This is a genomic window from Vibrio sp. D54 (assembly GCF_021728075.1).
In the GTDB taxonomy this organism is placed as follows: Bacteria; Pseudomonadota; Gammaproteobacteria; order Enterobacterales; family Vibrionaceae; genus Vibrio; species Vibrio alginolyticus.
This window is the reverse complement of record NZ_JAKKCS010000007.1, coordinates 38,316-58,774: the sequence shown is the minus strand read 5'-3', so window position 1 is coordinate 58,774 and position 20,459 is coordinate 38,316. Positions and strand designations below refer to the sequence as shown.

General features: G+C 44.4%; 20 protein-coding genes. 4 read left to right on the top strand and 16 right to left on the bottom strand.

The window, feature by feature from the left end:
- The first annotated feature begins 13 nt into the window (after positions 1-13).
- On the top strand, positions 14-1,480 hold the full coding sequence (locus L3V37_RS11490; protein ID WP_237306344.1) for a sodium-dependent transporter: 1,467 nt from the start codon (positions 14-16) through the stop codon (positions 1,478-1,480).
- A complete protein-coding gene (locus L3V37_RS11485) occupies positions 1,477-1,572 on the top strand; it encodes a MetS family NSS transporter small subunit (RefSeq protein ID WP_005372963.1) in 96 nt (31 codons plus the stop codon). Before L3V37_RS11490 ends, L3V37_RS11485 begins: the two co-directional genes overlap by 4 nt.
- A 68-nt stretch (positions 1,573-1,640) precedes the next feature.
- Here the strand turns inward: L3V37_RS11485 and L3V37_RS11480 are convergent, their stop codons facing one another.
- The 15 genes from L3V37_RS11480 to yceD all read right to left on the bottom strand — a co-directional run bounded on the left by L3V37_RS11480 (position 1,641) and on the right by yceD (position 14,789).
- A complete protein-coding gene (locus L3V37_RS11480) occupies positions 1,641-2,042 on the bottom strand; it encodes a hypothetical protein (RefSeq protein WP_005372960.1) in 402 nt (133 codons plus the stop codon).
- 212 nt (positions 2,043-2,254) lie between these two features.
- Positions 2,255-3,685, bottom strand: coding sequence for a PTS glucose transporter subunit IIBC (ptsG, locus tag L3V37_RS11475; protein WP_005372959.1), 1,431 nt, complete (start codon positions 3,683-3,685; stop codon positions 2,255-2,257).
- 447 nt (positions 3,686-4,132) lie between these two features.
- On the bottom strand, positions 4,133-4,897 hold the full coding sequence (locus L3V37_RS11470) for a TatD family hydrolase (RefSeq protein WP_054577648.1): 765 nt from the start codon (positions 4,895-4,897) through the stop codon (positions 4,133-4,135).
- Complete coding sequence (locus L3V37_RS11465) at positions 4,888-5,850, bottom strand: DNA polymerase III subunit delta' (protein WP_054729226.1); 963 nt, start codon at positions 5,848-5,850, stop codon at positions 4,888-4,890. The genes L3V37_RS11470 and L3V37_RS11465 overlap by 10 nt, the downstream gene beginning before the upstream one ends.
- A 24-nt stretch (positions 5,851-5,874) precedes the next feature.
- Positions 5,875-6,507 (bottom strand): dTMP kinase, encoded by a 633-nt coding sequence (gene tmk, locus L3V37_RS11460; RefSeq protein WP_005387350.1) that lies wholly within the window; start codon positions 6,505-6,507, stop codon positions 5,875-5,877.
- The gene (gene mltG / locus L3V37_RS11455; protein ID WP_005372950.1) at positions 6,504-7,520 is read right to left on the bottom strand and encodes an endolytic transglycosylase MltG; all 1,017 of its coding nucleotides are present in this window, start codon (positions 7,518-7,520) and stop codon (positions 6,504-6,506) included. Before mltG ends, tmk begins: the two co-directional genes overlap by 4 nt.
- Positions 7,517-8,332: an aminodeoxychorismate lyase gene (gene pabC, locus L3V37_RS11450; RefSeq protein ID WP_237306343.1), complete on the bottom strand. Its 816-nt coding sequence runs from the start codon at positions 8,330-8,332 to the stop codon at positions 7,517-7,519. The genes mltG and pabC overlap by 4 nt, the downstream gene beginning before the upstream one ends.
- A 107-nt stretch (positions 8,333-8,439) precedes the next feature.
- Positions 8,440-9,690 carry a beta-ketoacyl-ACP synthase II gene (gene fabF, locus L3V37_RS11445; RefSeq protein ID WP_005372948.1) on the bottom strand — a complete coding sequence of 417 codons (1,251 nt, stop codon included), beginning with the start codon at positions 9,688-9,690 and terminating at the stop codon, positions 8,440-8,442.
- Between the two features lie 93 nt (positions 9,691-9,783).
- Positions 9,784-10,017: an acyl carrier protein gene (gene acpP / locus L3V37_RS11440; protein ID WP_004406112.1), complete on the bottom strand. Its 234-nt coding sequence runs from the start codon at positions 10,015-10,017 to the stop codon at positions 9,784-9,786.
- A 246-nt stretch (positions 10,018-10,263) separates the two neighbouring features.
- Positions 10,264-10,998 carry a 3-oxoacyl-ACP reductase FabG gene (gene fabG / locus L3V37_RS11435; RefSeq protein ID WP_031781117.1) on the bottom strand — a complete coding sequence of 245 codons (735 nt, stop codon included), beginning with the start codon at positions 10,996-10,998 and terminating at the stop codon, positions 10,264-10,266.
- Positions 10,999-11,043: 45 nt separating this feature from the next.
- A complete protein-coding gene (gene fabD / locus L3V37_RS11430; RefSeq protein ID WP_237306342.1) occupies positions 11,044-11,967 on the bottom strand; it encodes an ACP S-malonyltransferase in 924 nt (307 codons plus the stop codon).
- Positions 11,968-12,042: 75 nt separating this feature from the next.
- A complete protein-coding gene (locus L3V37_RS11425) occupies positions 12,043-12,993 on the bottom strand; it encodes a beta-ketoacyl-ACP synthase III (RefSeq protein WP_017821385.1) in 951 nt (316 codons plus the stop codon).
- A gap of 5 nt (positions 12,994-12,998) precedes the next feature.
- Positions 12,999-14,024, bottom strand: coding sequence for a phosphate acyltransferase PlsX (gene plsX, locus L3V37_RS11420; RefSeq protein ID WP_237306341.1), 1,026 nt, complete (start codon positions 14,022-14,024; stop codon positions 12,999-13,001).
- Positions 14,025-14,034: 10 nt separating this feature from the next.
- Positions 14,035-14,205 carry a 50S ribosomal protein L32 gene (rpmF, locus tag L3V37_RS11415; protein WP_005396978.1) on the bottom strand — a complete coding sequence of 57 codons (171 nt, stop codon included), beginning with the start codon at positions 14,203-14,205 and terminating at the stop codon, positions 14,035-14,037.
- Positions 14,206-14,264: 59 nt separating this feature from the next.
- Positions 14,265-14,789: a 23S rRNA accumulation protein YceD gene (yceD, locus tag L3V37_RS11410; RefSeq protein ID WP_005387307.1), complete on the bottom strand. Its 525-nt coding sequence runs from the start codon at positions 14,787-14,789 to the stop codon at positions 14,265-14,267.
- 149 nt (positions 14,790-14,938) lie between these two features.
- Here yceD and L3V37_RS11405 point away from each other — a divergent pair, with 149 nt between their 5' ends.
- Positions 14,939-15,520, top strand: a complete 582-nt coding sequence (locus L3V37_RS11405; protein WP_053349621.1) for a nucleoside triphosphate pyrophosphatase — start codon at positions 14,939-14,941, stop codon at positions 15,518-15,520.
- Between the two features lie 58 nt (positions 15,521-15,578).
- Here L3V37_RS11405 and rluC read toward each other — a convergent pair whose 3' ends face one another.
- Positions 15,579-16,523, bottom strand: coding sequence for a 23S rRNA pseudouridine(955/2504/2580) synthase RluC (gene rluC / locus L3V37_RS11400; protein WP_021033985.1), 945 nt, complete (start codon positions 16,521-16,523; stop codon positions 15,579-15,581).
- A 639-nt stretch (positions 16,524-17,162) separates the two neighbouring features.
- Here rluC and rne point away from each other — a divergent pair.
- Positions 17,163-20,237: a ribonuclease E gene (gene rne / locus L3V37_RS11395; protein ID WP_237306340.1), complete on the top strand. Its 3,075-nt coding sequence runs from the start codon at positions 17,163-17,165 to the stop codon at positions 20,235-20,237.
- Positions 20,238-20,459: the final 222 nt, after the last annotated feature.

Below are 20,459 nucleotides of genomic sequence, written 5' to 3'. Positions count from 1 at the left end.
ATAGGAGTCAAATATGAAGCGAGAACAATGGGGATCCCGGGCGGGATTCATCTTAGCAGCAGTTGGGTCTGCTATCGGTTTGGGAAACATTTGGCGTTTCCCATACATGGCCTATGAAAACGGTGGCGGCGCATTTTTTATTCCTTACATTTTTGCCATGATCACTGCCGGTATTCCTTTTATGATCCTTGAGTTCAGTATGGGACAAAAATACCGAGGCTCGGCACCAAAAACACTTGCGAAAATTCATTCTAAATTTGAATGGCTTGGCTGGTTCCAAGTTGGTGTGGCTGCAGTTATTGCCGTTTACTATGTGGCTGTTATCGGTTGGTCGATTTCTTACTTTGGGTTGTCGTTCACTCAAGGTTGGGGAACCGATACCAACGCATTTTTCTTTAGTGAATACCTAAAGCTAGGTGACAACTCACCAACAGACTTAGGCAGTATTCAATGGAAGATTGCTTTATCCATGGTAATTGCTTGGGCAATTACTTACACCGCCATTGCCAAAGGCGTGAAATCAGGAATTGAACGAGCATCTAAAATTATGATGCCAATCCTATTCTTGATGGTGATTTTCTTAATCGGACGTATGATTTTCTTGCCAGGAGCTCTAGATGGCGTGAACTACATGTTCGAACCCGATTTCAGCAAAATTTGGGATGTGAAAGTATGGGCAGCGGCATATGGTCAGATTTTCTTTACGTTAAGTATCGGCTTCGCCATCATGCTAGCTTACTCTAGCTACCTACCAGAAAAGTCGGACATAACGAATAACGCGTTTATGACCGTGTTGATCAACTGTGGCTTCTCGATCCTAGCCGGCATCATGATCTTCTCAGTATTGGGTTACATGGCTCAAGAGCAAGGTAAGCCGTTAACAGAGGTGGTATCTGCAGGCGTTGGCTTGGCTTTTGTTACTTTACCTGCGGCAATTAACCTACTACCTGCCCCATATATTCTTGGTCCACTGTTCTTTTTTGCACTGGTGGTTGCTGGTCTAAGTTCGCATATTTCAATTATGGAAGCCGTAACTTCAGCCATTATCGACAAGCTGAAGTGGAGCCGTAAAAAAGCTGCAAATGTTGTGATTGGTATTGGCTTCGTTGTCTCTATGGCGTTTGCTACCAATGGCGGTCTGCTGCTACTCGATCTAGTAGACCACTTTGCAAACAACGTTGGCATCATGGTTGGTGGTCTGATTGAGATTGTCTTGATGGCGTGGCTATTGAAGCGCGTGCCAGAAGTACGTAATTACGTTAACGAGCGCTCTGATTTCTCTGTTGGTCAATGGTTCGAGATCTGCTTACGCTTCGTTACACCAATCATGCTCGCCATTATCTTAGCGACCAAGCTATACGCCCTAATTACTGAAGGCTACGGTGGCTATGATCTAACTTTAGGCTGGGCACTTATCGCCGCACTCTTTATCTTTGGTCTAGTGATCAACGCAGTGAACCGCAAGGAGACAGCAAAATGACAATCAGCGCAATTATTATGATGGTTATTGGTTTAGGTATCACTTGGGGCGGCGCTGCCGTTTGCATCAAGCGAGCCATGGATAAACAATAGAACGTTAAGTTCCACATAAAAAACGCCGGTAGTTACCGGCGTTTTTTTATACATACATTAGTTCAATTCTAGAAACTGTACTTGATGCCAACGGCGCCGCCAAGTTGCAAGTCAGCACCTTTGTAAAGATCTAGCTCTGGGTGTATTTGACCATAAAGGTCCCAGCCGCGTGATAAATCCCAGTTCACACCAAGTGGTACTCTCACACCAAACTCGTCATCCCATTCATACCAGCCACCAACGCCGACATACCAAGTCACAGGCATGTTTTGATCGAATGTTCCACGCTTAGCGATGTAATCAAACGCCATACCATCGTTTCCGATAATGCCACGATATTTGTTATCTAACTCTACAACAACACTTAATTGTTGATCGACAGCCATACCAACTGATAGATCCGTTGGCTCGCTTGCCGCCATTGCCGTACTAGAAACTAGTCCCAAAACTAAAATGAATTTGTTCTTCATACACGTTATCAATTATTCAAAAAAACATTATTCGCTATTCAAACATAATGGCATATCAATATGTCAACGATGGGTAAGCTCGATGTATGAAAAAGCTGACAAAAGTAAAGATGAGTTTAGGATCACACTAAAAAGGAACTGTCAGTTAATAAAATAGGAACTAAAAAAGGAGGCCGAAGCCTCCTTTTATGCATTACTATGAATGACTGCGATTAACCGTGGTTACGAATCCACTCATCCATTTCAGTTTTTAGGTTATCAGACTTAGTACCGAAGATAGCCTGTACACCACCAGCTACAACTACAACACCAGCAGCGCCTAGTTGTTTTAGCTTGTCTTGGTCAACAGCTGCTGTATCTGCAACTGCTACACGTAGACGTGTGATACATGCATCTAGACCAGTAATGTTAGCTTTACCGCCAAACGCTGCAACCAGTTCACCGCCCATATCAGAGCCAGAAGTTACAGCTGCACTTTCCGTTTCATCTTCACGGCCAGGTGTTTTTAGGTCAAGCGCTGTGATTACACCACGGAACACTACGTAGTAAATTACTGCGTAAACTAGACCAACGGCAATCATTAGCACCATCTTCTGAGCGTTACCAGATAGAACTAGGAAGTCGATCAGACCGTGAGAGAAAGAAGTACCGTGTACAAAGCCTAGAGTGTTCGAAACGATGTATGCAGAACCAGCTAGTAGAGCGTGGATACCGTATAGTAGTGGAGCAACGAATAGGAATGAGAATTCGATTGGCTCAGTAATACCAGTTAGGAATGAAGTCAGTGCAGCTGACGCCATGATACCCATTACTTTTGCACGGTTTTCTGGTTTAGCACAATGAGCAATTGCGATTGCTGCAGCTGGTAGACCGAACATCTTGAACATGTAACCACCCGCTAGCTGACCGAAGCCATTACCAGCAGCACGAGATGCTTCATCAGCAACTAGGTAACAAGTTAGTACACCATTTTGAGCTTCACCGGCAGCGTTAACACAAGAACCTGCTTCGAAGAAGAACGGTACGTTCCATACGTGGTGTAGACCGAATGGGATTAGAGAACGCTCAACAACACCGTAGATACCGAATGCTAGCTGTGGGTTTTGGTGTGCAGCCCAATCAGAGAATGCAGAAATTGCACCGCCAATTGGTGGCCAGATAACAGAAAGGATAACACCTAGGATGATCGCAGCAAAACCAGTGATGATTGGCACTGCGCGCTTACCAGCGAAGAAGCCAAGGTACTCTGGAAGTTGGATTTTGAAGAAACGGTTGAATGCCCAAGCAGCCACACCACCGACAAGGATACCACCTAGTACACCTGTATCGATTTTCTCAACACCCATAACGCCCGCCATTACACCTAGCGTTGCCGTCATGATGCCGTAACCAACGATAGCTGCAAGACCTGCAACACCGTCGTTGTTAGTGAAGCCTAGAGCTACACCTACTGCAAATAGAAGTGCCATTTGGCCGAATACTGAACCACCAGCTTGTTCCATAAGATTAGAAACGATCTCTGGAATAAAGCTTAGATGGGCAGCACCCACACCTAATAAAATACCTGCAACTGGTAAAACTGATACTGGAAGCATCAGAGCCTTACCAACTTTTTGCAGGTTAGCAAAAAGGTTCTTAAACATGTTTATGCTCCTGATAAATTTATAAGTATTATTTGGGCACTAACGGCACACCCCCGTAGCCTAAAGGTTAGCACCCAATGAAAATGTAACCACAACTGCATTATATTTTCCGGCTCTAAATATATATTGATGACCCTCAAACTTTCCACACAGTTACGAAATTTAGTTTCAAAACAAGTCTTGGATCACACCCAAAAACAGCCGATGAAAAGGTTTGCATTGCACTTATATTACTGTTTTATAAAGAATTAATTATTTATATAATTAATTTTAAGGCGTAAATAAAATACGCCTCAATGTTATTTTTAGTAACAAAATTACATTTGTGATTTTTGAATGTTATTAAATCAACATTTTTAGTAAACATTAAACTCGTGAGCGTATCTGTTGTTTTTATCAACAAAAAAGGAGCCTAAGCTCCTTTTTTATGCTCTTATTATTTTTTCATCACAAAAAAAGATTTCGGAAGTTTTCGGTGGTTTTTTGTGCCACCTCAGAAAGAGAGCACGATTTGAGTTGCGCAATATAAGAAGCGACTTCGACAACATAAGCGGGTTGATTCTCTTTGCCACGATGAGGGACAGGAGCCAAGTAAGGAGAATCTGTCTCAATAAGAAGCTTCTCTAAAGGTAGAGTCTTCACCACTTCTTTTAACTCTGTAGCTTGACGGAAAGTAACAATCCCCGAGATAGAAATATAAAACCCTAGCTCCAGTGCAGCTTCAGCAAATGGAAGATCTTCTGTAAAACAGTGGATAACACCACCACATTTCTCTGCCCCACCCTTACGCAAAATATCAAGAGTATCCGCACGTGCGTTTCTGGTATGGATAATTAAAGGTTTGTTGAGCTCCACTGCAAGATCAACGTGTTGCTCAAAGCGCTCTTTCTGTAACGCGGCCGTTTCGGGCTTGTAATGATAATCTAAACCCGTTTCGCCAATAGCGACGACTTTTGCATTCGACGCATGGTGGCGCAATACGTCCATCGAAAAGTCGCTTTCAACATCAAGTGGATGCACACCGCACGAAGCATAAACATTGTCATAAGGCTCGATCATTTCCATCATTTTCGGGAAAGAATCCAGCGTTACTCCAACAGAAAGTAGCTCAGTTACGTTTGCTTGTTTAGCTTTGTTAATAACGTCTTCCACATTGATGTGGAGATCGTCGTAATTCAATTTGTCTAAATGACAATGAGAATCTACGAACATAATGCCTCTCGTGATTCAATTAACCAATTCATTGATAGTAGCTCAAGGTTCAGGCCAGGAAAGGCTTGCACCTGAGCTTTCAGGTTCATCAGCGCCTTCGCTGATGAGTACAAACCGTTATAGTTGTCCGGTTGAAACTTTGTCGCGCCCGGAAGCATTTGAGCTTCTGATACACCAAACTGCGCTTTCTGAGCATCTGTCAGTAAATACCATGCCCAGTCTAGTGATTGCTCTGAGTGTTTAGCGATTAAAGAAGCACACTCAGAAACGTCTGAAACAGGCGAAGACATTGCCTTAATAAAACTGCGTTCAAAAGCCAAGTAAGCTTCGAGCTCACCATTATTTAACGCATCCAATGTTTTTATTGGAGAGCCCATATTCAGTTTTAAGGCATAAGCAGGAACTTGCTTCGCCCCTTGTTCGTGCATCCATTGCATCGCTTGTTCCGCTGACGGAGGCGCAACAACCCAGTGTTGGCAACGGCTACGAATCGTTGGGAGCAGACGCTCCTGATTGTGGGTAACGAGCAAAAACAAGCACTTTGCCCCAGGCTCTTCTAGCGTCTTTAACAGCGCATTCGATGCCGACTCGTTCATAGAGTCCGCCGGTTCTATTACAAATAGGCGGTAACCATTAAGCTGAGATGATTCCTGAGCAAGACGGTTACAAGCGCGAATTTGGTCCACCGTTATCGCCTTTCCTTCTTTCTCTGGCTTGATCCAGTGTAAATCAGGGTGGTTTTGAGATTGATTTAGCTGGCAGCTATGACAAAAACCGCATGCTTCACTCGCGTAATTTTGGCAAAGAAGTGCTTGGCTAAAAAACTCGATAAGTTTTTCGATGCCCAAGCCCTGCTCGCTTTGTAATAAAAGCGCACCTGGTATTCTGTCCGACTCTAACCCTACTTTGAGGTTATCCCATATTGGCTGTAGCCATGGATAATCATTTAACATGAGTCACCTAAATTTACGTTTCACTTATTGACGAGCTAGCCACTCGTTTAGAGCGTCCCGAATATCACGCGACACGCCTTCAATCGTCTGTTCTGCGTTAATGATAACGATGGAAGGATCGGCATGAGCAATCTCCAAATAACGCTCACGTGTACGCTCGAAGAAACTAATATCCATCTTCTCTATACGATCTAACTCACCACGCCCACGTGCACGCTCAAGCCCAACACGAGGGTCAATATCCATATAGAGAGTGAGAGCAGGTTTAAAATCACCAAGCGTTGTATCTCGGAGATTTTTCATTAACGATGCGTCAATCTGACGGCCACCACCTTGATAAGCTTGCGACGACATATCGTGTCGGTCACCAACCACCCACTGACCGTTTTCCAAAGCTGGTTTGATCACGTTCTCAACCAACTGAACACGTGCAGCGTACAGAAGAAGCAACTCCGTCATGTCCTTAAGTTCTTCGCCTTCGTGCTCTTCTTTCACCAGAGCGCGCATTTTTTCTGCTAGCGGTGTGCCTCCTGGCTCACGGGTATTTACGATATCCTCAATACCGGCCGCTTTTAGCGTATCTAAAACGGTTTTAATCGCAGTGCTTTTACCCGCGCCTTCTAGGCCTTCAACGACAATAAAGTTTGCTTTCATCATTTGTTCTTTCTTAGTTCTCTTAAATAGGCACGAACAGCACGGTTGTGCTCAGCAAGGGATTTCGAGAATACATGTCCGCCCTTTCCACTTGCTACAAAATATAAATAGTTGCTGCTTTCTGGATTCAAAGCCGCTTCAATGGAAGCTTCACCAGCCATCGCAATCGGTGTTGGTGGCAAACCATTGATGGTATAGGTGTTATATGGTGTCGGCGTACGCAAATCTTTCTTACGAATGTTGCCATCGTAGGCGTCACCCATACCATAAATAACTGTCGGATCAGTTTGTAACCGCATACGTTTGTTCAATCGGTTGATAAACACAGAAGCGACGCGCTCACGCTCAGAATCAATAGCCGTCTCTTTCTCGATGATAGACGCGAGAATCAAGGCTTCATACTTATCCTGTAATGGCAGCTTTTCTTGACGAGCTTCCCAGCTAGCGTCCAGTATTTTATTGAGTTTTCGATGCGCTCGTTTTAATAACTGGCTTTCACTCGCACCCGCTGTGTAATGGTAGGTTTCTGCTAAAAACAACCCTTCTAGCTTTTCTCTCTCAATTCCGAGCTTCGCAGCCATTTCTTTTTCTGAAAGATCGGTTAAATCATGCTTTAAATAAGGAGCACTTTTTAGTTGATCTACCCATTCAGAAAAGCGGCTGCCTTCAACAAAAGTGATCGCAAACTGGTATTCTTTTCCAGTATTCAGATGCTCCAATGTTTGCGAAAGTGACATACCAGGCTCAAGTTGGTAAGTACCCGCTCGCACTTGCAACAATTCTGGATATAAGTGAGGAATTAAACGGATGTACTCCGATGTTTCAATCACCTCATCTTCAACTAAGGCGCGCATGACATGATGAAAGCTTGTACCACTTTCTACAGTAAACAGCTGAGGTTGTTCCAATAGAATAGGCTTTTCAACGTATTGTTTAGCCTGTGAAATTATATAAAAAACAGCTGCTGCGCCTATCACTGCGATCAGCACAACAAAAGCCAACAGTTTTTTAATCACGTAGTTAAATTCCCTTGCAGTCGTTGAGTCAATTTTCCTATCGGAAATATAGTCTTAGAGTTCGATGTCACTATGCTGCTAATAGGTGCGACACCTAATATTGAGTTACACATGAAAGCCTCGTCAGCACTCAGCAAATCTGGAAGTATAAAACGCCCCTCGATGACTTCAATATGACTTACTTTAAGTAACTCAAGCACCTTACGACGCATTACGCCCGTAACGCCTGATAAGGTCAGCTCCGGCGTAAATACTTTATTACCTTTAACCCAAAAAAGGTTGGCCATTGTAGTTTCAATGACATGGTTTTGCACATTTAACGTTATTGCATCTGCAAACTCTGTATTGTCGATTTCAGCCTTGGCGAGAATCTGCTCTAAACGGTTGTTGTGCTTATGTCCCGCAAGTAAAGGTTGAATCCCTAGACGAGTATTACAAACGCCCAAGTCCACACCTTGTTCTTGCCAAGATGAATAATGAGAAGGAAACACAAAATTGGAAATCGTCACGATAGGGCTTTCAATCCCATTAGGGCTATACCCTCGCCCGCCAATACCGCGGCTAACGTGAATCTTCACCCCCGCTCGTGCGTCAGATAAAACCGCTTTGCTTGCCCAATCATGCACAACTTTCCAGTCAGGTGAAGAGATCTTCAAAGCGTCAAGGCAAGCACTCATGCGCTCAGTATGTTCCTGCCAGTAAACCAACTCTCCATTTTGGGTCAGGATGGTGGTAAAGCCTCCATCACCGTATTGGAATGAGCGATCACCTAGCTCTACATGCGTTTGCGGAACTCCATTTACCCAAAACATTCACGTACCTTCAAATTAGCAGACAACAAATAAAACAAAACGGCTCAATGCTAAGCATCGAGCCGTTAGAATACAAGTTTCGCTTATCTAAATTAGGTTAGATAGTGTTACTCAGCGAACTTCTTGAAGATCAAAGAACCGTTTGTACCACCAAAGCCAAACGAGTTACAGATAGCGTACTCCATACCTTCAACTTTGCGCGCTGTATGCGGCACAAGGTCGATGTCTAGACCTTCTTCTGGATCATCAAGGTTAATGGTTGGCGGAACAATTTGGTCAACCAAAGACATAACCGTGATAATTGCTTCAACAGAGCCAGCAGCACCTAATAGGTGACCCGTCATCGACTTAGTTGAAGATACAAGAACTTGCTTCGCACCTTCTTCACCAAGAGCACGTTTCACGCCTTTGATTTCTGCAACATCACCAGCTGGAGTAGAAGTACCGTGAGCATTCACATAACCTACTTGAGTACCTGTGATGTTAGCGTCACGCATCGCCGCTTCCATCGCAAGTGCACCACCAGAGCCGTCTTCGCTTGGAGATGTCATGTGGTAAGCATCACCAGACATACCAAAACCAACCAGTTCTGCGTAAATCTTCGCGCCACGTGCTTTTGCGTGTTCGTACTCTTCAAGCACCATCATGCCAGCACCATCACCTAGAACAAAACCATCACGGCCTTTATCCCATGGGCGAGACGCTTTTTGAGGCTCTTCATTACGAGTAGATAGTGCTTTAGCTGCACCGAAGCCAGCCATGCCAAGAGGCGTAGAAGCTTTTTCTGCACCACCAGCAACCATCGCATCTGCATCGCCGTAGGCAATCATACGTGCTGCATGGCCGATATTATGCAGGCCAGTAGTACATGCGGTAGAAATCGCGATATTTGGACCACGAAGACCACGCATGATAGATAGGTTACCTGCAACCATGTTTACAATGGTCGAAGGAACAAAAAATGGGCTAACTTTGCGAGGGCCTTTGTCTACTAATGCAGTATGGCCAGTTTCGATAAGGTCAAGACCGCCAATGCCTGAGCCGATAGCAACACCAACTCGAGCCGCATTTTCTTCGGTAATTTGTAAGCCAGAGTTATCAAGAGCTTGAATACCCGCTGCAATGCCGTACTGGATGAAAAGGTCCATCTTACGAGCATCTTTTTTAGACATGTACTCTGTGCAATCGAAATCTTTAACAAGACCTGCAAAACGAGTTGAGAAGTTCGTAGTATCAAAGTGCTCGATATTTACGATACCACTTTGACCTTCTAGCAGGGCTTTCCAAGATGATTCTACTGTGTTGCCTACCGGTGACAACATACCCATGCCAGTGACAACTACACGACGCTTGGACACGATATAATTCTCCGGGAATTGAATATTTCTATGAGAGGATAGAAGAAGTTAGAAAGAACACAGGCGGTCTAGGAGACCGCCTGGGAGAGCTAATTACTGAGCGCTGTTTACGTAGTCGATTGCAGCTTGAACAGTAGTGATCTTCTCAGCTTCTTCGTCAGGAATCTCAGTGTCGAATTCCTCTTCTAGAGCCATAACTAGTTCTACAGTGTCTAGAGAATCAGCACCTAGATCGTCAACGAAAGAAGCTTCGTTTTTAACTTCTGCTTCGTCTACACCTAGCTGTTCAACAATGATTTTCTTTACGCGTTCTTCGATGTTGCTCATTTTTCTTTTCCTTTACAGATTTCGCCTAATGCGATGATTCCGTAGTTTATTCGAACTATTGAAAGTTGCAAGGGGGTCCTTGCTGGTCAAACCACAAAATTAGCGAATTTAACCGAATTTCAATACATTTTTGACTTAAATCATGCACAAATCTTGCGCATAAGCATGACAAGTTCATGACAGTTAACTGCAACTATAGGCTATTTTTCACAATGTAAAATAGCTTATTTTGCATAAACTGTCGCATTAAACCATGTACATGCCACCATTTACATGCAAAGTTTCACCAGTAATGTACGCTGCTTCAGGAGAAGCAAGGAAAACTACTGCTGATGCAATTTCACGTGGGTCACCTAAACGACCTGCTGGCACGTTCGACAAAGTTGCCGCACGTTGGTCATCATTTAGTGCCTTAGTCATGTCAGTTTCGATGAAACCAGGAGCAACAGTGTTCACTGTTACACCACGAGACGCAACTTCACGAGCCATTGATTTAGTAAAACCAATCACGCCCGCTTTCGCTGCTGCGTAGTTAGTTTGACCTGCGTTACCCATGGTACCAACAACAGAGCCTACGTTGATGATACGACCCGCACGTTTTTTCATCATGCCGCGTAAAACCGCTTTAGACATGCGGTAGATTGGCGTTAGGTTGGTATCGATGATGTCGTTCCACTCATCATCTTTCATGCGCATCAATAGGTTGTCACGAGTAATACCAGCGTTATTCACCAGAATATCGATCACACCAAATTCTTCGTTGATCGTTTTTAATGTCGCTTCGATAGACTCGACATCAGTCACGTTAAGCGCTAAGCCTTTACCGTTATCACCAAGATACTCGCTGATAGCAGCCGCACCACTTTCAGAAGTAGCAGTACCGATAACCGTAGCACCTCGCTCGACAAGAAGTTCCGCGATCGCGCGGCCAATACCACGGCTTGCGCCGGTAACTAGCGCGATCTTACCTTCTAGATTCATCATGTTGTGTTTCCTTTTCTTATCGCAAATTTATCGCTTGATGGATTACTTCGCAGCGTCTAGCGATGCGATATCATTCACTGCTGCTGCAGTTAACGTTTTCACGATACGTTTTGTTAGACCTGTTAAAACTTTACCAGGACCAAGCTCAAGAAGATTTTCTACGCCTTGATCGTGCATCAGTTCAACTGTTTCAGTCCAACGAACTGGGCTATGTAGCTGACGAACAAGCGCATCTTTGATTTTTGCAGGATCTGTCTCAGCAACCACATCAACGTTGTTGATAACTGGCAGCTGTGGTGAGTTAAATTCGATAGACTCAAGAGCTACGGCAAGTTTTTCCGCTGCTGGCTTCATAAGTGCACAGTGTGAAGGTACTGAAACAGGAAGAGGAAGCGCACGCTTCGCACCAGCTTCTTTACATAGCGCACCAGCTCGCTCTACTGCGTCTTTGCTACCAGCGATAACGACTTGACCAGGCGAGTTAAAGTTTACTGGAGAGACCACTTCGCCTTGCGCTGCGTCTTCACACGCTTTTGCAATCGCATCATCAGCCAAACCGATAATCGCGTACATTGCGCCAGTACCAGCTGGTACTGCTTCTTGCATAAGTTGACCACGTAATTCAACCAGCTTGATGGCTTCTTTAAAGTCAATAACACCCGCACATACAAGTGCTGAGTACTCACCTAGGCTGTGACCGGCTAGGTTTGCTGGTTGCTCTAAGCCAAGTTCCTGCCATACACGCCAGATTGCAACAGATGAAGCTAGCAAAGCTGGTTGAGTACGGAAAGTCTCGTTTAAATCTTCTGCAGGTCCATTTTGAACAAGCGCCCATAGATCGTAACCTAGTGCGTCAGATGCTTCTGCAAATGTTTGTTTTACTACGTCATATTGTTCGCCTAGTTCTGCAAGCATACCTACAGCTTGAGAACCTTGACCTGGAAATACGATAGCAAACTTGCTCATGTTGTTTTCCTTTAAGCAAAGTAAAAAGAAATAAGATGCACCAAGTGCACCTTAAATTTTGAATTCTTGTGAAACTTAGAACTTCACAAGGGCCGAGCCCCAAGTGAATCCGCCGCCAAACGCTTCAAGAAGCAGAGTTTGACCGCGTTTAATACGACCATCACGTACCGCTTCATCTAGTGCTGTTGGCACCGTAGCAGCTGATGTGTTGCCGTGTTTATCAAGTGTAATCACGACTTGGTCTAGTGACATCGAAAGTTTCTTCGCTGTCGCTGAAATAATGCGGTAGTTCGCTTGGTGCGGCACTAGCCAGTCTAGTTCAGACTTATGCATGTTGTTGGCTTCAAGCGTATCTTTTACTAGTTTCGATAGCTGAGTGACAGCGACTTTGAATACTTCGTTTCCAGCCATATGAAGCCATTTATCCGCATCTTGCCCCCGCACAGGTACAGGTAGGCTTAGAAGCTCTCCGAATTGACCATCCGAGTATATGTGGGTAGAGATAATGCCTGGCTCTTGGCTAGCGCCTACGACAACGGCTCCGGCACCATCACCAAATAGGATAATGGTTGAACGGTCTGTCGGATCACATGTTTTAGACAAAGCATCTGAACCAATCACAAGTACGTTTTTGCACATACCAGATTTGATATGTTGGTCTGCAACAGATAATGCGTACACAAAACCAGAACAAGCAGCGGCTAAGTCAAAAGCTGGACAACCTTTAATGCCAAGCTTTGCCTGCACCTGACACGCAGATGAAGGGAAAGTATGGCTACTGCTCGTTGTGGCTACGATAATCAGGTCGATATCGTTTTTATCAATACCCGCCATATCGATAGCGTTTTCAGCTGCGTAGAATGCCATGTCTGCTACAGTCTCGTTTTCTGCAGCAATTCGACGCTCTTTAATACCCGTGCGAGCAACGATCCACTCATCACTTGTATCTACCATTTTCTCTAGATCTGCGTTTGTACGCACCTGAGATGGCAGGTAGCTGCCAGTACCTAAAATTTTGCTATACATGAAGACTAATAATGCCTCTCGAGTAAAACCGCTTCCAAACGATCGCTAATACGGCTTGGTACTTGTCGTTTGACCTCGTGTACTGCCTCGCCAAGTGCATTGACAATCGCAGATACATCCGCACTTCCATGGCTTTTTATGACAATGCCGCGCAATCCTAGCAAACTTGCGCCGTTATACTGGTCGGGGTTCAGTGTTTTTAGTTCATTAAACAGCCTAGAAAACAACTTTCTAGCTATCCAACCCTTTATCGTTGATGCCATTATGCTGGTTTTAATTTTTTCGATAAAAAGTTGAGCTGTTCCCTCACTGGCTTTTAAGCATACGTTGCCGACAAATCCATCACAAACAATGACGTCCGCAACATCATGCAAAATTTGATTACCTTCAATATAACCGACAAAGTTAATCGCATCGGTCTGAGAAAGCATTTCTGCGCAACGTTTGACTAAATCGTTACCTTTAATCTCTTCTGCGCCAATATTGAGTACAGCAACGCGAGGAGGACGACCCAAGTGTTCTTCAGCTAATGCACTGCCCATTACAGAAAATTGGAACAAGCTATCAGCATCGCACGATACATTCGCCCCCAGATCTAGCATCCAAGTACGCTTTCCGGTAATCGTCGGTAAAGCGGAAACTAAAGCAGGACGTTCAATGCCAGGAAGTAACTTAAGAATGAAACGCGATAGTGCCATTAATGCACCGGTGTTGCCACCACTAACACAAGCATCCGCTTTTTGCTCAGAAACTAAATCGATAGCCATACGCATAGAACTATTTTGGCTATTGCGTAACGCCAATGAAGGTTTTTCTGAGTTCGAGATAACTTTCTCGCTGTGAAGAATAGTCAAGCGGGAACTGGTCGAGGTACCGAGTTGAGATAATTGAGACGTGATCAGAGATTGATCACCAATAAGAATCACTTTTAGCTCTGGGAAATGAGACAGTGCCTGCACGGCGGCAGGCACTGTTACGCGTGGACCGAAATCCCCGCCCATTGCATCAAGTGCAACGGTAATACTTTGCAAAGGTTCAACCTTACTTGTTGATAACCTTTTGACCACGGTAGTAACCTTCAGCAGTTACGTTGTGGCGTAGGTGAGTTTCACCAGAAGTCGCGTCTACAGATAGAGCAGCTGTAGTTAGCGCATCGTGTGAACGACGCATACCGCGCTTAGAACGAGTTTTACGGTTTTTCTGTACGGCCATTGACCCTACTCCTATACTATTGGGTTAAAAACCTGAAGAAGAATCGGCTACCACACCTATTACTTTTTCAGACTTTTCAAAACGTCGAATGGATTCGGTTTTTCTTCCTCAATTTCTTCAGGAATCTCACCAAAAACCATGTTATTTGAATCAACGCTACAATCCGCTTCATCGTGCATCGCAATTTGAGGTAATGCTAAGATGAACTCGTCTTCAACAAGTTGTATGAGGTCTAATTCACCATATTCATTTAGATCTACCAAATCATAAATTTCTGGTGCTTCCTGTTCTGTTTTCTCACCGTAGTAAGGAGTAGAAAGGAATTCAACTTCGCACTCATGTGCGAATACCTCATTACAACGCTGACACTCTAAATCGACTTCGATGTTAGCTTTACCAGAGATAACAACGAGTCGCTGTTCATCCATCCCAAATGACAATGAGACTTCTGCGTCGCGTTTTACGCCTTCAGTTGTTTCCACTAAGCGCTTGAAAAGACTAGCTTGGATGATGCCATCGTAATCCAATCGTTTCTGTGCAGCTTTAGCTGGGTCAACCGTTCGCGGTATTTTTACCTTTTGCATAGGGCGCGAATATTATCTTCCAAATCAAAATTAGTCAAAGAAAAAGGCAAAAAAGTTGTACTTTTTTGCGCTTAACATACAGAGCATTAGCCAGAATCATTTTTGATCGATTATCCTATTGGAAATGCTCCCACGAATTGTAATTCAAAATGAAAAATTACCAACTGGTTTTAGCCTCAACTTCCCCTTTTCGTAAACAACTGCTTGAAAAGCTCTCACTACCATTCGTTTGTTTATCACCTGATTGCGATGAAACACCTTTTGACCAAGAAACGCCAACTGAACTTGTGCAGAGACTGGCCCAAGAGAAAGCAATATCTTGCCAGACGGATAAAGCAAGTTTAGTTATCGGCAGTGACCAAGTTTGTGTCATTAATGGTGAAATCGTTGGCAAGCCTTTAAATAGAGATAACGCGATAAATCAACTTTTGGCTCAAAGTGGAAAAGTCATCACTTTCTATACTGGTCTTGCGGTACATAACACCGTCACAAACCATACAGAAGTCGGCTTTGATTCTTTCGAGGTGCACTTTAGAGATTTAACGCTTGAACAAATCGAACGCTACGTCGACAGGGAAGAACCTTTTTACTGCGCAGGCAGCTTTAAAAGCGAAGGCATGGGAATTTGCTTGTTTACGAAATTAGTTGGTAAAGACCCGAACACACTTGTCGGACTACCATTGATTGATTTGATTGATATGTTGAATGTTCAAGGACTCGATGTCCTTTAACCCAAATACGATAAAAGGGAGCCTGTGGCTCCCTTTTGCATCCGCGAGGAAAACATGGTTACGCGTTTCTTAAACCCGCCAACACTTTTTCTAGTTTCGGTTCCATCGGTGCGTTGATTTCCATCCACTCATCATTTGATGGGTGCTGGAACTTGATGTTTGCCGCGTGTAGGAACAAACGATCTAAACCAACTTGACCTGTGTAAGCGTCAAAGCGACGATCACCGTAGCGATCATCCCAAGCGATTGGGTGACCAGTGTATTGCGTATGAACTCGTATTTGGTGAGTTCGACCAGTAATCGGACTCGCCTGAATCAATGTAGCTTGTTCGAACTTTTCCAAAATCTTAAAACGCGTTTCTGACGGCTTACCATTAGGGTTAACACGAACAATACTGTTCACTTCGTTTTTGAGCAGTGGCGCGTTCACAACCTTACAACTGCTTTTCCATTGCCCCATGACAAGAGCTAAGTAAAACTTCTTTACTGTCTTTTCACGAAACTGGGCTTGCAAGTGACGAAGTGCAGAACGCTTTTTAGCAACCAGCAAAATCCCTGAAGTATCACGGTCAATACGATGCACAAGTTCAAGAAAGCGAGCTTGAGGACGCAGAGCCCTAAGCGCTTCAATCGCACCAAACTTTAAACCACTGCCACCATGCACAGCGGTGCCAGATGGTTTGTTTAGAATCAACATATGGTCATCTTCGAAGATAATCATATTTTCCAACTCAGCGACTTTGTTAAGTTTCGTACTTGGTGCGACATCGTCATCTTTTTTCTCGACGGTCACCGGTGGAATACGAACGAGATCGCCTGCTTTTAACTTGTACTCTGCTTTTATACGCTTTTTATTTACGCGCACTTCGCCCTTACGCACAATTCGGTAAATCATGCTTTTAGGAATGTCTTTTAATTGGTTGCGCAAAAAATTATCAATGCGCTGACCCGCCATATCTTCGTCGATGTCGACGAACTGGACTTTTGTTCTTATTTCGTTCATGGGCGGTATTGTAAACTCAATTTCGTGCGACTTCACATTATTCTTGTCGTAAAAGAAACACTCGGTGGCACATACTGGTCTAAATTTCGCCAAGCTTTTGTTTAAATTATTAAAACTCTCAATCAAGTTCTCAATTTGTTTTCTGTCTTGAACAGTTTGCACATCTCAATTGCTTATGAAACAGCCAGTTATAAAATAGAAATTTTGAGTTTAGCGGCAAATTTTCTATCGTTTGCGTGAAAGCAGATTGCTGATAGCCACGCGCACTGCTATAGTTCACAGCTGCTAAGGAAGGTTTGGTTACATTTTATTCATTACCAATCATTTATCCTCAAGCAATGTGAGTAGATCGTTGAAGGTCGAGTGCAGCATTGGCGTGAGACACATCGAATTCAACACTCTTGCCACCCTACTCCTCGCATATTCACGTTGAGTACCTACCGCCCAAATAGCGGGTCACAAGTCTACGTTTCCAACAGAAACCACAAGAGGCTTGTGATGACTGAAGTGCCCGAGAGCATCCCCTTCCAGCCGGGAGGCTGCAAAATACAAGCCATGGGATCAGGCACCGTGAAAGAGCGAAAAAACAGTGGCAAGTCGACAAGAAAGATATAAAAGAAAAGACAACGAGAATTTTCAATGAAAAGAATGTTAATTAACGCAACTCAAAAAGAAGAGTTGCGTGTCGCTCTGGTTGATGGCCAGCGACTTTTCGATCTTGATATCGAGAGTCCAGGTCATGAATCTAAAAAAGCGAATATCTACAAAGGACGTATCACACGTATCGAACCAAGCTTAGAAGCCGCATTTGTTGATTACGGCGCCGAGCGTCACGGTTTCCTCCCTCTCAAAGAAATTGCCCGCGAATATTTCCCTGAAGGTTACACCTACCAAGGTCGTCCAAGCATCAAAGAAGTGCTAACGGAAGGCCAAGAAGTTATCGTTCAAGTGGAAAAAGAAGAACGTGGAAGCAAGGGCGCAGCTCTTACTACTTTCATTTCTCTTGCTGGTAGTTACCTTGTTCTGATGCCTAACAACCCTCGTGCTGGCGGTATTTCTCGTCGAATCGAAGGTGACGAGCGTACTCAACTAAAAGCCGCATTAAGTACTTTGGAACTGCCTCAGGGCATGGGCCTAATCGTACGTACTGCTGGCGTTGGCAAGAGTGCTGAAGAGCTTGAGTGGGATTTGAATGTACTACTTAACCACTGGGGTGCAATCAAAGGTGCAGCGGACTCTAACCCTGCTCCATTCTTAATCCACCAAGAAAGTAACGTTATCGTTCGTGCAATCCGTGACTATTTGCGTCGTGATATTGGCGAAATCTTAATTGATAGCAACACCATCTACGAACGTGCAAAAGAGCACATTCAATTGGTGCGCCCTGATTTCCTTAACCGCGTTAAGAAATATGAAGGCGAAGTTCCACTATTCAGCCACTACCAAATCGAAAGCCAAATTGAATCGGCTTTCCAACGTGAAGTGCGTCTGCCATCTGGTGGTTCTATTGTTATTGACCCGACTGAAGCACTAACGTCTATCGATATCAACTCTGCTCGTGCAACCAAGGGCGGCGATATTGAAGAAACAGCTCTAAACACGAACCTAGAAGCAGCCGACGAAATTGCTCGCCAATTGCGTCTACGTGACTTAGGTGGCTTAGTGGTTATCGACTTTATCGATATGACCCCAGTTCGTCACCAACGAGAAGTAGAAAACCGTCTACGTGAAGCCGTTCGCCTTGACCGCGCTCGTGTACAAATCGGTCGTATTTCTCGCTTTGGTTTGTTGGAGATGTCACGCCAGCGCTTGAGCCCTTCTCTTGCAGAAGCAAGCCATCACATCTGTCCTCGCTGTAGCGGAACTGGTGTCGTTCGCGACAACGAATCTCTAGCACTTTCTGTACTTCGTTTAATTGAAGAGGAAGCGCTAAAAGACAACACAGCACAAGTACTTGCAGTCGTACCTGTGCCAATCGCCTCTTACTTATTGAACGAAAAACGTCGTTCAGTAAACCATATCGAACGCATTCAAGAAGTGAAAATTACGGTTGTTCCTAACTCTGATATGGAAACACCGCACTTTGAAGTTATCCGTGTTCGTGAAGGCGAAGAGTTCGATCTGATTTCTTACTTACTTCCTAAGAAACTGGAAGCAATGAAAGAAGCAGAAGGTAAAGAGCCAGCGGAAGTTGACGTAAAACCAAAACGAATTGAAGAGCCAGTTCTTAAAGGCTTTGCGGCTCCGTCTCAAACCGCACCTGCACCAGCAGCTAAACCAGCTCCTGAGGCGAAGAAGAAAGAACAAAATGTTGAACAAGAAGAGAAACCTGGATTGTTCAGCCGTCTGTTTAAAGCACTTGGTAGCTTCCTATTCGGTGGTTCTGAAGAAACAAAAGAAGAACAGAAACCTCAGGAAGAGAAAAAACCAAATCGCGATAATCGACGTAACAAACGTGATCGCAACGATCGTCGTCGCAATAACAACCAGCGCGATAATCGTGATAACCGCGACAATCGCGATAACCGACGTCGTCGTAAGCCTCGTGATGAGCAGGCTAATGAGCAAAACGAAGCTCAACAACAAACAAATAAACCGCAAAACCGTAACCAAAAGCGTAAACCTAAAGCTCAACAGGCAGATAAAGCCCAAGAGCAGAAAGCAAACGCAAAAGTAGCGGAAAAAGGTCTGCAGCTAGCAGCGGAAGCTCGTACTGAAACAAAACCAGAAGAGAGCAAACCGAAGCAGCAAAATGCGAAAGCAGAAAAAGTGAAAGAGCGCCGCCAACGTCGCAAATTGAACAAGTCTGTACGCGTTAAGGACCAAGAAGCGATTGAGAAGAAAGCCGAAGAAACAGCGGTTAAGACTCAAGAAACGGTTGAAGCTAAAGTTGAAAAGCCAACAGAAGCAGCGGTAGAGGCACAGCAAGACAACAAGCAAGCAGAGTCTAAGCAACGTCGTAATCGTCGTTCGCCACGTCACCTGCGTGCAAGCGGCCAGCGTCGTCGCCGTGGCCGTGATCGCCGCCCTAACCCGTTCCGCCTACGTAAGGGAGGTGTCGCTTCTCCTGAAATGGCTATGGGTAAAGTAATGCCACGTTACATTCCGAAACCAGCACCTAAGAAGGAAGAGCGAGTTAAGGAAGAAGCTGTAGCAGCAGTACCTACAATCCAAGGTGGCTTTGCGTGTCCAGAAATGGCAATGGGTAAAGTGATTATTCGTCGCGAGCAACCTGTCGTAACAGATGCGCCAGTTGTTGAACACAAAGTTCAAGAAACCGTTGAAGCGAAAGTGGAAGCTCCAGTAGTAGAAGCACCTGTTGTTGAAACAGTAATCGCAGAAAAAGCTGAATCGGCAGTAGTAGAAACAGCATCGGTAGAGCCTATCGCTGAAACTCCTGTAACTGAACATGCTGAACCGGTTGATGCCATTGTAGAAACGGCACCTACTGAAGAGCCTATCGTTGAAGCAGCAAAAGAGATTGTAGCCGAAGCGCCAGTAGATAAACCAGAGCCTAAAGTCGAAGCCATTAAAGTTGCTGCTAAGCTAAACGCTAGCGCACCGATGACGAAAGCACCTGGCCCTCAAGAGCTACGCGAAATCACGGTTGCAGCAGCACCGTTCAAAACCGAACGTTACCAAGCTAAAGGTGCTGGTAGCCAAGTGGCTAAAAACCGTGCATCGGCAGAGATGACAAAGCCTAACTTTAACTAGGCTAAATCATTACGTTCAACTGCTTAACGGCATAATTAAATTAAAGGCTACCATCTGGTAGCCTTTTTTATCTTCATATTTGCCCAATAAATTGTTCATATAAATACCAATTCGTGATCACATTTGTACGCCATTATTCGTATCATTCTTGAACTTAATCACACTTTTCGGTAGCATGCGCCGACTCAAGTTTTCGACACCATTCTGATGCTGCTCTTTTAA

Excerpts from the sequence above, each read along its gene's own strand:
- ptsG (WP_005372959.1), bottom strand. The coding sequence starts at position 3,685 with ATGTTTAAGAACCTTTTTGCTAACCTGCAAAAAGTTGGTAAGGCTCTG.
- yceD (WP_005387307.1), bottom strand. The coding sequence starts at position 14,789 with ATGCAAAAGGTAAAAATACCGCGAACGGTTGACCCAGCTAAAGCTGCA.
- rluC (WP_021033985.1), bottom strand. The coding sequence starts at position 16,523 with ATGAACGAAATAAGAACAAAAGTCCAGTTCGTCGACATCGACGAAGAT.
- L3V37_RS11470 (WP_054577648.1), bottom strand. The coding sequence starts at position 4,897 with ATGTTCGTAGATTCTCATTGTCATTTAGACAAATTGAATTACGACGAT.
- L3V37_RS11485 (WP_005372963.1), top strand. The coding sequence starts at position 1,477 with ATGACAATCAGCGCAATTATTATGATGGTTATTGGTTTAGGTATCACT.
- fabD (WP_237306342.1), bottom strand. The coding sequence starts at position 11,967 with ATGAGCAAGTTTGCTATCGTATTTCCAGGTCAAGGTTCTCAAGCTGTA.
- rne (WP_237306340.1), top strand. The coding sequence starts at position 17,163 with ATGAAAAGAATGTTAATTAACGCAACTCAAAAAGAAGAGTTGCGTGTC.
- L3V37_RS11490 (WP_237306344.1), top strand. The coding sequence starts at position 14 with ATGAAGCGAGAACAATGGGGATCCCGGGCGGGATTCATCTTAGCAGCA.
- tmk (WP_005387350.1), bottom strand. The coding sequence starts at position 6,507 with ATGATGAAAGCAAACTTTATTGTCGTTGAAGGCCTAGAAGGCGCGGGT.
- L3V37_RS11405 (WP_053349621.1), top strand. The coding sequence starts at position 14,939 with ATGAAAAATTACCAACTGGTTTTAGCCTCAACTTCCCCTTTTCGTAAA.
- L3V37_RS11480 (WP_005372960.1), bottom strand. The coding sequence starts at position 2,042 with ATGAAGAACAAATTCATTTTAGTTTTGGGACTAGTTTCTAGTACGGCA.
- acpP (WP_004406112.1), bottom strand. The coding sequence starts at position 10,017 with ATGAGCAACATCGAAGAACGCGTAAAGAAAATCATTGTTGAACAGCTA.
- L3V37_RS11425 (WP_017821385.1), bottom strand. The coding sequence starts at position 12,993 with ATGTATAGCAAAATTTTAGGTACTGGCAGCTACCTGCCATCTCAGGTG.
- pabC (WP_237306343.1), bottom strand. The coding sequence starts at position 8,332 with ATGTTTTGGGTAAATGGAGTTCCGCAAACGCATGTAGAGCTAGGTGAT.
- L3V37_RS11465 (WP_054729226.1), bottom strand. The coding sequence starts at position 5,850 with ATGTTAAATGATTATCCATGGCTACAGCCAATATGGGATAACCTCAAA.
- fabG (WP_031781117.1), bottom strand. The coding sequence starts at position 10,998 with ATGAATCTAGAAGGTAAGATCGCGCTAGTTACCGGCGCAAGCCGTGGT.
- rpmF (WP_005396978.1), bottom strand. The coding sequence starts at position 14,205 with ATGGCCGTACAGAAAAACCGTAAAACTCGTTCTAAGCGCGGTATGCGT.